Annotated in this window: 12 protein-coding genes; 5 read left to right on the top strand and 7 right to left on the bottom strand. The window is 70.0% G+C overall.

Annotation, left to right across the window (positions count from 1 at the left end; translation table 11 throughout):
* Nucleotides 1-527, bottom strand: a 527-nt coding sequence (locus tag VD972_RS16800; protein ID WP_324988217.1) for a CapA family protein, incomplete at its 3' end; no start/stop codon positions are given.
* A 71-nt stretch (nt 528-598) separates the two neighbouring features.
* On the bottom strand, nt 599-2083 hold the full coding sequence (gene mmsA / locus VD972_RS16795; protein ID WP_324988215.1) for a CoA-acylating methylmalonate-semialdehyde dehydrogenase: 1485 nt from the start codon (nt 2081-2083) through the stop codon (nt 599-601).
* Nucleotides 2084-2329: 246 nt separating this feature from the next.
* On the opposite strand from mmsA, the gene VD972_RS16790 reads away from it, so the two are divergent.
* Nucleotides 2330-3982 (top strand): hypothetical protein, encoded by a 1653-nt coding sequence (locus tag VD972_RS16790; RefSeq protein ID WP_324988213.1) that lies wholly within the window; start codon nt 2330-2332, stop codon nt 3980-3982.
* Between the two features lie 57 nt (nt 3983-4039).
* Here the strand turns inward: VD972_RS16790 and VD972_RS16785 are convergent, their stop codons facing one another.
* Nucleotides 4040-4504, bottom strand: a complete 465-nt coding sequence (locus VD972_RS16785; protein ID WP_324988211.1) for a hypothetical protein — start codon at nt 4502-4504, stop codon at nt 4040-4042.
* 140 nt (nt 4505-4644) lie between these two features.
* Between VD972_RS16785 and VD972_RS16780 the strand changes: the two genes are divergently transcribed.
* Nucleotides 4645-5052: a DUF3592 domain-containing protein gene (locus VD972_RS16780; RefSeq protein WP_324988209.1), complete on the top strand. Its 408-nt coding sequence runs from the start codon at nt 4645-4647 to the stop codon at nt 5050-5052.
* Between the two features lie 21 nt (nt 5053-5073).
* On the opposite strand, the gene VD972_RS16775 is transcribed toward VD972_RS16780, so the two are convergent.
* The 3 genes from VD972_RS16775 to VD972_RS16765 form a co-directional block, all read right to left on the bottom strand.
* Nucleotides 5074-5664, bottom strand: a complete 591-nt coding sequence (locus VD972_RS16775; protein ID WP_324988207.1) for a hypothetical protein — start codon at nt 5662-5664, stop codon at nt 5074-5076.
* The gene (locus VD972_RS16770; RefSeq protein WP_324988205.1) at nt 5661-6239 is read right to left on the bottom strand and encodes a DUF4166 domain-containing protein; all 579 of its coding nucleotides are present in this window, start codon (nt 6237-6239) and stop codon (nt 5661-5663) included. The genes VD972_RS16775 and VD972_RS16770 overlap by 4 nt, the downstream gene beginning before the upstream one ends.
* Nucleotides 6240-6338: 99 nt before the next feature.
* Nucleotides 6339-7496 (bottom strand): phospholipase D-like domain-containing protein, encoded by a 1158-nt coding sequence (locus tag VD972_RS16765; RefSeq protein WP_324988203.1) that lies wholly within the window; start codon nt 7494-7496, stop codon nt 6339-6341.
* A 333-nt stretch (nt 7497-7829) separates the two neighbouring features.
* Here VD972_RS16765 and VD972_RS16760 point away from each other — a divergent pair, with 333 nt between their 5' ends.
* Nucleotides 7830-8483, top strand: coding sequence for a hypothetical protein (locus tag VD972_RS16760; protein WP_324988201.1), 654 nt, complete (start codon nt 7830-7832; stop codon nt 8481-8483).
* Nucleotides 8484-8506: 23 nt separating this feature from the next.
* Here the strand turns inward: VD972_RS16760 and VD972_RS16755 are convergent, their stop codons facing one another.
* Nucleotides 8507-8965 (bottom strand): hypothetical protein, encoded by a 459-nt coding sequence (locus VD972_RS16755; RefSeq protein WP_324988200.1) that lies wholly within the window; start codon nt 8963-8965, stop codon nt 8507-8509.
* 86 nt (nt 8966-9051) lie between these two features.
* Here VD972_RS16755 and VD972_RS16750 point away from each other — a divergent pair, with 86 nt between their 5' ends.
* Entirely contained in the window at nt 9052-9600 is a 549-nt protein-coding gene (locus tag VD972_RS16750) for a sigma-70 family RNA polymerase sigma factor (protein ID WP_324988197.1), read from the top strand.
* Nucleotides 9597-10325, top strand: coding sequence for a hypothetical protein (locus tag VD972_RS16745; RefSeq protein WP_324988194.1), 729 nt, complete (start codon nt 9597-9599; stop codon nt 10323-10325). Before VD972_RS16750 ends, VD972_RS16745 begins: the two co-directional genes overlap by 4 nt.
* Nucleotides 10326-10405: the final 80 nt, after the last annotated feature.

Raw genomic sequence — 10405 nt, 5'->3', positions numbered from 1 at the left:
AGGAAGCCCAGCCGCACCCCCTTCACCTCCATCACCACCGGCTCCCAGGCGGCCTCCCGCGAAGCTCCCGTCCCCACGTGCTGGATCCCCGCATCGTCCAGGTGCCGGAGCGTCTCCACCATCCCCTTCAGGTGCTGATCCCTCGCATGGTTGTTGCCCGTGGAGACGACCTTCACGCCCGCCGCCGCCAGCGCGCGCACCATGGCCGAGGGAGCGTTGAACAGGAGCTCCCGCGCCACTGCCTTCTTGTTGTCCGTGACGGGCGTCTCCAGGTTCACCACCGCCACGTCCGCCGAGCGCAGGACGTCCGCGATGGGCCCGAAGACATGGTCCCACCCGTCATTGTTGAGCGAGCGCGGTGCCTCACTCTCCTGCTCAGCCGGCGCAGTGCGGGCGTGCTCCTGCGCCACCTGCTTCACCGCACCGTGCGGAATGACGTCCCCACCGAAGACGAGCTCCACGCGGGAGGAAGCCGCTGGAGTCGTGGCGCACAGCAGAGGGGTCAGCAGCAAGAGGGGTACAAGCACACCCCCAGCTTAATCGACTCTCCGGCTTTCCCGGGAGGGTGTCCTCTCCCGGATCAGCAAGTCCTTACGGCTCAGCTCATCCACGAGCCATCGGTGCGCGCCGTCCACTTGCGCGTCACCTTCTTCAGGTAGCTCCAGAACTCCACGCCCCCCTGCCCGGTGATGTCCCCGTGGCCGAAGCGCGAGTCATTGATACCCCCGAAGGAGAACGGCTCCCGCGGCACCGGGACGCCCACGTTCACACCCACCATGCCGGCCTTGGCGTGGTCCACCACATGCTGGGCCACCGCGCCGTTGGTCGTGAAGACGGAGGCGGCGTTGCCGTACGGCGAGGAGTGCTGCAGCTCCATGGCCGCCGTCAGCGTCGGCACGCGCACGATGGAAATGACCGGACCGAACAGCTCCTTCTGCGCGGCCTCCATCTCCGGACGCACATGGTCCAGGATGGTAGGGCCCATCCAGTTGCCGCCGGCCCACGCCGCACCCGAGGGCTTCTTGCCGCGCCCGTCAATGAGCACCTTGGCGCCCTCGGCCTCGGCCTTGGCGATGGCCGCCTCCAGCCGCTCCTGCGACGCGCGATCGATGAGCGCGCCCATGCCCGGGCCCATCTCCATCGCGGCGGCGCGGCGCACCATCTCGTCGATGATGTTCTGCACGTCGCCCACCGCGACCATCACGCTGGCCGCCATGCAGCGCTGGCCCGCGCACCCGGTGAAGGAGTCCACCACTGCCTGCGGCGTGAACACCGGATCCGCATCCGGCACGACGATGAGCGGGTTCTTCGCCCCGCCCAGCGCCAGCACCCGCTTACCGCGCGCGGTGCCCTCCGTGTACACGCGCTTCGCCACGCCCGTGGAGCCCACGAAGGCCACGGCCTGGATGTCCGGGTGCGCCAGGATGCCGTCCACTGCCTCCTTGCCACCGTGGACGATGGAGAAGACTCCAGGAGGAACGCCCGCCTCCATCAGCAGCTCGCCCAGCATGAGCGAGGTGAGCGGCACCTTCTCCGAGGGCTTGAGGATGAACGCGTTGCCCACCATGAGCGCGTTGGGGATCATCCACAGCGGCACCATGGCCGGGAAGTTGAACGGGGTGATGCCCGCCACCACGCCCAGCGGCTCGCGCTTGAACTCGCAGGTGACGCCGCGGCTCACCTCCATGGCCCCGCCCGAGTCCAGGTTCTGGAGGGAGAGGGCGTAGTCACACACCTCGATGCCCTTGAGCACCCCGGCGCGCGCCTCGCCCACCGTCTTGCCCGCCTCGCGCGCGGCCGAGTTGGCCAGCTTGTCCAGGTTCTGCTCCAACAGCATGCGGAAGCGGAGCAGGCGCGAGGTGCGCTCCCTTAAGCCCATGGCGCGCCAGCCCTCGGCGGCCTTCTTCGCGGCCTCCACCACCGGAGCCACCGCCGCGGTGGGCGTCATGGGAATGCGGCCGATGACACCGCCCGTGTAGGGGCTGCGCACGTCGAGCATCGGGGCGCCGGTGGGGGTAATCCACTCGCCACCCACGAGGTTGCGGCCAATGATCGGACTGTCTGGAAGCTGGACGTAGGACACGCGGACCCTCCAAGGGTGCGTCACAATGAGTTCGCGGATCCTAACAGGGGCCCGCGGCTGATCCGCAACAGCACTCCCAGTCAGGCTTCTGGGTGGCATGTCCTCCACTCAACCCGCCAGCCTCCTGGGTCGCAGGAATTTAACGCACCGCGTTACCCCCTTCGGCCCATTGGCGAGCTCAGGGTCCAGGCTAACGTACGCCCCCTCGATTCCTTCCAGGCCCAAGGAGAGGGCATGAGCCAGAGTATGAGTACAGAGGGTGCGCGGGTGCGTTGGTGGGTGGCGGGGGCATTGACGGCCTCGCCCTCGGGCCGGAAGTTCCTGCTGACGGGGGACTCCTTCGCCTCGGAGCTGGCCAAGGCCGCCTCCGGGCTGCGCGTCACCGTGCCGGATCGGCTGGGCGGCGCCGAGCATCGGACGTTTGAGCTGTCCTTCGACAAGCTGCGCGCCTTCCAGGTGATGGACCTCATCGCCGCCGTGCCCGAGCTCAAGAAGCTCCAGGCGCTCACCGAGGGGTTCATGAAGGCGGACCCCTCCCGCCCCCTCACTCCCGAGGAAGGCGCCGCGCGCGTCGCCGAAGTCGTGGGTGCCGGTCGTCTGTCCGCCGCCGTCTCCGCGGCGCTGGGAGGCAAAGTCGAGCCCGAGGCTCCGGCCGCGCCGAGCGCTCCTGCCGCATCCTCCGGAGGAGGGGGAGATCTCGTCGGCGAGCTGCTCGCGAGCGCGGAGGCCTCCTCGCCGACGGCCACCGCTAAGGCGGGCGTGGATGCCTTCATCAAGGCCACGGCCCCGAAGGCGGCGGGCCCCGCCCGGATGAGCCCCGACTCGCGCCGGGCGGTGCGTGACGCCATCGAGCTGGCGGTGATCAACACCGCGAAGGACCTGCTCGCCGCCGAGCCCGTGGCGCGCATCGAGGCGGCGTGGCGAGGCCTGAAGCTGCTGCTGGAGCAGTGCTCCAGCTCGTCCGGCATCGCGCTCCAGGTGGTGGACGTGGAGCCCGCGCAGGTGCCGGAGGCGATGGAGGAGGCGGTGAACGCCGAGCCCTTCGAGCGCCCGGATGTGTGCTTCGTCATCGACGCCACGGACGACGTGGCGCGGCTGCGCAGGCTGTCCTCGGTGGGCGAGGAGGCGCAGGTGGCCGTGGTGGTGGCGGTGACGCCCGCGCTGTTGGGCACCACGCTGGCGGAGCTGCCCAACGCGCTGGAGGACGCGAAGCTCGGCACCCAGGGAGACTGGGCCGAGCTGCGCAAGGAAGACTCCACCCGGTGGCTGTGCCCGGTGCTCAACCGCACGGTGGCCGCGAGCGAGAGGCGCGGGGCGCTCAACCGCGCCAGCTTCACCAGCCCCGTCTTCTCGGTGGCGGCGATGCTCTCGGCGAGCTTCCAGGCCACGAGCGGCTTCGCACGCATCACCGGACAGCCAGGCGCCTTGCGCGCGCCGGGCACGTGGGAGCCCTCGAGCGGGAAGGACGCGGGCTCGGCCTACCCCACCGAGGCGTTCCTCTCCATCCGCGCGCAGACGCGCCTGTCCGAGCTCGGCATCCTCGGGGTGGGCAGCGGCCGCAACACGGACATGCTGCTGCTCTCCGCGGTGCCCATGGCCTGCAGCAACGCCCACGTCATGCCGCTGCCGGCGCAGATCCTCACCGGCCGCATCGTGCGCTTCGCGCTGTGGGTGCGCGACCAGCTGCCGGCCGGCTCCAGCGCCCAGGACATGTCAGCCCTCTTCTCGCAGGCCGCCGACGTGTTCCTCTTCAGTGGCTCGCAGGAGATCGGCAAGCTGGAGGCGCAGCTTGTGCCCGGCGAGGGCGGCAAGCAGCTCATCAAGGTGGCCGCCGCGGTGAAGCCAGAGCAGGCGGGCACCCGCTTCAATCTCGAGTTCTCCCTGCCGCTGCGCCACTGAGGGCGATGGCCTCCAGCGGCTTCGCATCCCTCTCGCCCCAAGGCCCTGCCACACCCCTCAGGTGTCGCGGGAGCCTGGGGGCGTAACGGAGCCCGCGAGCAGCCGCTGGTAGCGCTCGGAGAGCAGCGTGGGCTCGACCTTCTGCTGGAGTCCGGCGAACACCTGCGCATCCTCACCTGCGAGCGTGGCGCCCAGCTCCCGTGCCTCGAGGAAGAGCTCCAGCGCCAGCCCCCACCTCACCCCAGCCCGGGCGAGCTCTCCCTGCTCGTGGAAGAGCTCTCCCTCCTCGGCCACCAGCCGGGCCAGCCCCACCACCCGCAGCGGGTCTCCCAGGAGCCGGGCCGTGGAGGCCGCATCCGCCATGGTGAGCGTGGCGTACTCCATGCCCAGCGCCGAGAGCGCCGTGTCGCGGATGAACTGCTGCGCCTCCTCCGCCCGCCGCTCGCGGCGCAGCTTCGACAAAGCGGCGAACGCGGCGGCGAACTGCTCGATGAGCCGTTCGATGTAGTCCTTGCGAATCATGTTCCCTCGGGGGAGCAGCGTCAGCCCAAGGGAACAGCCGGTCAAGGCTCCCGAGTCCTCCGCTCATCCGGAAGGAGTTCATTTGCGCACGGCCCGGACCTGGGCTCTGCTAGCGGCTTGCTTCGGTGAGGAGACGCTGAGTGTCGATCATCGGTCCTATCTTCGTGTTGGCAGGCTTGGGGCTCCTGGCGGGCTGCTTCTTCGCGGTCACCCGGACGAGGCGCTTCCTGGCCACGGCGCGAGAGGCTCGGGCCGAGGTCATCAGCCTCCAGCAGCGCCACGGCAGGAACCACAGCCGGTCGTACCACCCCGTGCTGCGCTACCGGACGCAGGCGGGGGCCACCAAGGAGGTGGTCTCCTCCGTGGGCTCCAACCCGCCGCGCTACAAGGAGGGCGAGAGCGTCGTCGTCCTCTACGATCCGGCGAATCCCGAGGACATGCGCATCCACAGCTTCGCCAACGTGTGGATCATGCCGCTCATCCTCGGTGGGATAGGTGGCATCTTCGTCGTCGTGGGCGCCGTGCTGTCCGTGATCATGAGGGGCTGAGCCTCGGACCGCCGACAGCCCTCACCCCTGCCTCGCTCCAGAAGGAGCGGAGGTCTCCGGCCCGGCAGGCACGGCCAGGTGCCAGGGCCAGTGCCCTCCTGGAAGCTGGAGCGCCGCGTAGAAATCCCTCACTCCCGAGCAGAGCACGCCCACCGCCATGAGGCTGAGCCCCACGCGCAAGGCCTGAGACACCGGCGCAGGCTCCATGACGAGCCCCGTGGGCAGCTCCCACGCCGCGAGCAGCACGGGAGCGAGGTGGGCCAGCACCGCGCCATAGAGGATGGCCATCACCGTGTGCATGCACCGCTCCCCCGGGAACACGCCACCGAGCGGCTGGCGCACCCGGTCCTCCACGACGAAGTCCGCGAGCGTGATGACGATCTCCGTCGCGATGACGAGCGCGAGCACTCCCGCCCACGCTCCTCTCCACGCCACCCAGGGCAGGCTCCCGAAAAGGAGCGCATAGAGGAAGTCGCGCGCCGCATGGAGCAGCAGCTCGGGCCGGGTGCCTGGAACTCCCGCCGGCAGGCGCGCACGCCACTCGTGGTAGTAGAGCGTGTCGAGCGCGCCCAGCACTCCCTGGATGGCGAGCAGCCACAGCGCGGTGCTCATGGAGACTCCTCCTCCGGACTCACGAGGCCCTCATAGGTGAGCAGCCAGCCCGCCAGCGCGGAGCCGATCTTCACCTGGACGCGCATGCCCGCCGAGGCCGCTGTGGCCGTGGCCTCGACGCGCGGCGCGAGCACACGGGGCAGCGACAGGCGCCACGGCCCCACGCAGAGCCAGGCACCCACCTGCTCGTAGGCAATGCCGCCCTCCACGGGACGCAGCTGGAAGACGCACTCCACGGGGCCAAACCGTTCACCGATCAGCCCCCCCTCCCTTGCCCGCTGCACCGTGGTGAGCAAGTGGCCACCGAAGCTGCGCTCCCAGCGCTGCACGGCTCCGTCCTGCCGGACCACGAGCCGGGTGGGCACCTGCTCACCCGCGGCCGGGAAGCGAGAGAGCCACCCCAGCAGCGCGGACAGCGGACCCGCTCGCCGGCGGATCGTGAACAGGCCCCTGGCACCTCCGGGCTCGTGCAGGCGGCGCACGCTGGGGGGCAGCCCGGCCCACCGGGACCCGAGCACCCCTGCATAGAGCGAGGAGTTCTGCATCTGCCTGAGCGCGGGGGCGGGAACCGCCACGAAAGGGGACCTCCGAATGGAACCAGGTGCCGTGCAGCATACGCCGCGCGTGCCCCGGGCCGCGAACCGAGGCGACGGACCGGAACGGAGACCGCCGCCTCACAGGTAGCGGCCAATGAGGTTCGGGAGCTGCGCCCCCAGCCGCTGGAGCAACCCGCGCCGCCGCCAACCACTCGCGTGAATCTCCCGCGAGTGCACCATGTCGTGCTCGAAGTCCCGCTCCAGCTCCGCCGCCAGCGCCGGGTCCTCCACCACCAGCGAGCCCTCCTCCACCACGTCCAGTGACAGCGGGTCCATGTTCGTCGACCCGATGACGCTCAGCCGATCATCCACCAGGATCGTCTTGGCGTGCATCATCGAGAGCTCGTACTCCCAGATGCGCACCCCGCCCTCGAGCAGCCGAGCGTACGAGCCCCGCTGCGCCGCATGCACCGGGGCGACGTCATGGTGTCTCCCAGGCACCAGCACCCGTACGTCCACGCCCTCCTTCGCCTTGAGGATGAGCATGTCGCTGATGTCCTGCGACGGGATGAAGTACGAGTTGGCGATCCACAGCCGGCGCCGGGCTGCGGCAATCGCCACCAGCGTCATCCTCTTCCCATCCGAGAGGAACACCTCCCCCGTGCTGGCCACGAAGCCCGCACGGGCCTCGCCCGCCGGAGCCTGCGGCGGGAAGCACGCGGCCGGCAGGAAGTCTCCGCCGGCCTCCTGCCAGTTCTCCGCGAAGGCCTGCTGCAGGCCCCGAACCGCCGGCCCCCACACCCGGACGTTGGTGTCGCGCCACTCGTCCGCGTTGCGCGCAGCCCCGTCCCAGCTCTTCCAGATGCCCCACCCCCCGGTGATGCCCACCTCTCCATCCCGCACCACCAGCTTGCGGTGCATCCGCGCCAGCATGCGCCTCAGGTCCAGCGAGGCAATGGCGCCTTGGATGGGGCGGAAGACGCGCGGCTCACAGCCGATGGCTACCAGCTCCGAGGCCACGGCCTCGAAGTTCACGCTCCCCATGGGATCCACGAGCACCCGGCAGGCCACCCCCGGCCGGCGCTCGCGCAGGGCCCGGAGCAATCGATCCGAGGGCCCACCCGGCCGCCAGATGTAGCTGAGGATGTGGATGCTGAAGCGCGCCGCACGCACCTCCTCTTCGATGGCGTCGAAGATGCGCCCATTGTGCACCAGCTCTACGCGGTGGCCCGGCTCCAGCGCCACGCCCGTGGACTGGAAGAAGGCCTGGGACAGCCCTTCAGGTCCGTCCGGCACGCTCCGAATGCGGAGATCATGCCGGTGGTTGGGATAGGCGCAGCCCAGGAATGTCCAAGCCAGGAGGAGTGCGGGCCAGCAGCGGTTCACCGCGGGAAGCTATGTCCCGAGCCGGGGCCGGGCGCCTGAAATGGGTGCTCCCGAGCCCGGCGATGGAGGACAGCTGACACTTCGAGGCGTGCGCCAGGAGACGGCTCGTCCAGAGAGTCTGTCGGCTGGTCGGCCAAGACCGCGGACTCGTTCCAGAGCACCAGTGGCGATCCGCGGGCACCGTGTCCACCCGTTGGCCGCCGTGGACGCCCTACTTGTGGGGGCGTGCGCAGGCAAGCCCCTATGCGGATCTCCCTGGTCACCCTGGCCCGTAGCGCTGTCTTTCTCTGGCTCCTGCTCTGGGCCACCTCCTCCTTCGCGCAGCCGGACTCCGCGCCTGTCCACTGGATGCCAGAACGGGGCGGGGCTCCACCTGCTCGAGGCCCCACCGACGCGCCGCTCTCCACCGGGGCCTGGGTGGCGCACGGCGCGCTGACGCTGCTGCCACTCGGGGGCGTGTTCGCCACCAGCCGCGTGGGGGAGGAGCGCTCCTGGAAGGTGGGGGCCCAAGCCGGCGCGGGCATGGTGGCGGGGTGGTTGCCCTCGCGACTCCTCTTCGTCCGAGCCCAGGATGCAGGCCCGCGCTGGGCGGAGTGGGAGGTGTCCCTCTTGGGCGTGGGGCTGGTGGCGACACCGGCTCTGGCGGGGTTGGGCACCTGGGCCATGGGCGAGTGGGCCTTCCAGGGGAGCCACCACCGGGGAAGAGCACTCCTCGGGGCGATGGGAGGAGCCGCGGTGGGCACGCTGCTGGGCGCGGCAGCTCATGCAGTGCTGGACCGGCTCGCGTCGCCGGGCTCCCGGCTGAAGCCGTGGCGCCAGAGCATTGCGCTGGGGTTGGTGGGGGCGGGAGCCACCGCGGGCTACCAATGGGCCGGCGGCGGGCCGAGATCCCGCTAGCGCCGTGACTGCGTACAGCAGCCTCAGCGCAGCAGCTTCAGCGTGGACAGCGAGCGCTCCACCCGTCCCGAGCGCGGCCCGAAGTCGCGCTCCGGGGCGGTAAAGGTGAGGAGCACGAAACGATCGGGTCTCGGCAGGAAGTACACGAGCGTGCGCGCCTCGCCCTGCTGGAACTCGTAGCGCGCCACGGGCCCCGCGGTGATCGACCCCTGAGAAGTGTTCATCACCTTGCCCGGCACCTGCAGGCCCGCCGCGCCCAGCACCGCTTCCGGGGCGGCGCCCAGCGGGGGCGGCGGCCCTGGCACCGAGCGCAGCTCCAGCCCTCCTTCAAAGCGGGCCACCGTCGGAGGACCCGCCTCCTCCGAGGTGAACTTCACCCCCGAGGGAGGCTCATACTCGAGCCCCAGGGCCTGCGAGGAGAGGGGGCGCGAGCACCCCAGGGCGAGCAGCAGAACCGGAAGAAACAGGGCGGAGACTCTCACGAGCCGGGCACTCTGCCACGAAAGCCGGGGCGCCCGTCCAGCACTCTAGCCACCACGGAGACTCTCATTTACAGTCCAAACAGGACATGATGGGTCACGCGGGTGAGAGTCTACTTGATGCGTTGTACCGGCGTTTTGGGCCCGCGATCAACCGCCGCGCGCGTGCCATGCTCCGGGACGACGAGGAGGCCTTCGATGTGACCCAGGACACCTTCCTCGCCTACATGCGCAGCGAGCACTCCTTGCGACGCGAGGCCTCACCCTTCACCGTCCTCTATCAGATCGCCACCCACAAGGCCGTGGACCGGCTGCGGCGAAATTCCCGCTGGTCCGGAGTGCTGGGCTCATTCGATATTTCAGAGGACGAGGCCCCCGCGCGCTCGGGAGAGGGGACTGGCTCGCATGAGGGAGGCATGGCTCGCGTCGAGGCCTTGAGGGATCTCTCCCTGCTCACCGATGGAGAGCCGACCCAGACACTCACCGCCGCGGTCCTCTCCTTCGTCGAAGGCTACTCCATGCAGGAGATCGGCGAGGTGCTGGGCCTCGATCGCAAGGAGGTCTCCGACCTGCTCCACCAGTTCGCCGAGCGCGCCCGCAAGCGCAGCGCTCGGCTCACCCGGCGGAGCTCCTCATGACGCCTGAACCCCGGCGCGTCACAGACGCGATGTTGGAGCGATATCTCGCGGATGTCCTCGACGCGGAGGCGAAGGCTCGCATTGAGGCAGTGCTGGCCCGCTCTCCCGAGCTGCAAGCGCGGGTGGCGGAGCTGCGTGCGGACTCGGGGGCCTTCTTCGTACGGCACCCGCCGGGGCCCCTGGTGGCGCGTTATCGGGAAGAACGGCGGCGGGCGCAGTGGTGGCGGCCCGTGCTGCTCGTCCCGGCACTCGCGGCGGCGGCGCTCGTGCTGGTGCTCCTTCCTCCCATAGAGGATCCAGAGGGTCCGTATACTGCCAAGGGCCCGGTACTGCTGGTCCTGCACCGCAAGGTCGGCGAGAGCAGCCGCCCGGTCTCACCCGACGTGCCCCTCGTTCCTCACGATGTCCTGCGCTTCGAGGTGAAGGCCTCCACGAGCGGGTTTGCCGCAGTGCTGGGTCGCGACGCGCGAGGCACCGTCACCGTCTACCATCCGTTCGGGGGTGAGGCCGGCGCTCCTTACGATGCGACCCAGCCACTGCTCCCAGGCGCCATCGAGCTGGACGACACCCTGGGCCGCGAGGACCTCTACGTGTTGCACTCGACCCAGGCCTTTGACGTGACGTGGGCCGTGCAGGCGCTGCAGCAGAATCGCCGCCTCCAAGAGGCTGCCCCTGACGGTATTTCGGTGGGGCATGTCTCTCTCGTCAAAGAGGCCCCTCCCTGACCGGCCCCAAGCCCCCGGGTCGGAATCCGCAGAAATAATTCCCACGAAATTCGGCTCCAGCGACGAATGGAGAGAGGGCC

The sequence above is a fragment of the Hyalangium sp. genome (assembly GCF_035629615.1).
Taxonomy (GTDB): domain Bacteria; phylum Myxococcota; class Myxococcia; order Myxococcales; family Myxococcaceae; genus Hyalangium.
This window is presented reverse-complemented; position numbering and strand designations above follow the sequence as displayed.